This is a genomic window from Burkholderia sp. AU4i (genome assembly GCF_000466765.1).
Taxonomy (GTDB): domain Bacteria; phylum Pseudomonadota; class Gammaproteobacteria; order Burkholderiales; family Burkholderiaceae; genus Burkholderia; species Burkholderia cepacia.
The window spans coordinates 1-1,183 of the sequence record NZ_ASSI01000011.1 but is presented as its reverse complement, the minus strand read 5'-3'; the positions used below and the strand labels follow the sequence as shown (position 1 = coordinate 1,183).

Annotated in this window: 1 protein-coding gene; it reads left to right on the top strand. The window is 67.6% G+C overall.

What is annotated here, in order from left to right; all coding sequences use genetic code 11:
- A partial coding sequence (locus tag L810_RS01265) for an acetate--CoA ligase (protein WP_042972767.1) occupies positions 1–1,183 on the top strand: 1,183 nt, incomplete at both ends.

Genomic DNA, 1,183 nt, shown 5'->3' with positions numbered 1-1,183 from the left:
GCATCCGCTGTTCATCCTGTATACGTCGGGCTCGACCGGCAAGCCGAAGGGTGTGCAGCACAGCACCGGCGGCTACCTGCTGTGGGCCGCGCAGACGATGAAGTGGACCTTCGACTGGAAGCCCACCGACGTGTTCTGGTGCACGGCCGACATCGGCTGGGTCACCGGCCACACGTACATCACGTACGGCCCGCTCGCCTGCGGCGGCACGCAGGTCGTGTTCGAGGGCGTGCCAACCTACCCGGACGCCGGCCGCTTCTGGAAGATGATCGGCGACCACAAGGTCAGCGTGTTCTACACCGCGCCGACCGCGATCCGTTCGCTGATCAAGGCCGCCGAGGCCGACGACAAGGTGCATCCGAAGAGCTACGACCTGTCGAGCCTGCGCATCATCGGCACGGTCGGCGAGCCGATCAATCCGGAAGCGTGGATGTGGTATCACAAGCACGTCGGCCAAGAGCGCTGCCCGATCGTCGATACGTGGTGGCAGACCGAGACAGGCGGCCACATGATCACGCCGCTGCCGGGCGCGACGCCGACCGTGCCCGGTTCGTGCACGCTGCCGCTGCCGGGCATCATGGCCGCGGTGGTCGACGAAACCGGCCAGGACGTGCCGAACGGGCAAGGCGGCATTCTCGTCGTCAAGCGCCCGTGGCCCGCGATGATCCGCACGATCTGGGGCGACCCGGAGCGCTTCAGGAAGAGCTACTACCCGGAAGAACTCGGCGGCACGCTGTACCTCGCCGGCGACGGCACCGTGCGCGACAAGGACACCGGCTACTTCACGATCATGGGCCGGATCGACGACGTGCTGAACGTGTCGGGCCACCGGCTCGGCACGATGGAGATCGAATCGGCGCTGGTCTCGCACGAGCTGGTGGCCGAGGCGGCCGTGGTCGGCCGTCCTGACGACACGACGGGCGAGGCGGTGGTCGCGTTCGTGGTGCTCAAGCGTTCGCGTCCGGAAGGCGAGGAGGCCGCGGCGCTCGCGAAGACGCTGCGCGACTGGGTCGGCAAGCAGATCGGGCCGATCGCGAAGCCGAAGGACATCCGCTTCGGCGACAACCTGCCGAAGACGCGCTCGGGCAAGATCATGCGGCGCCTGCTGCGTTCGCTCGCCAAGGGCGAAGCGATCACGCAGGACACGTCCACGCTCGAGAACCCGGCCATCCTCGAGCAGTTG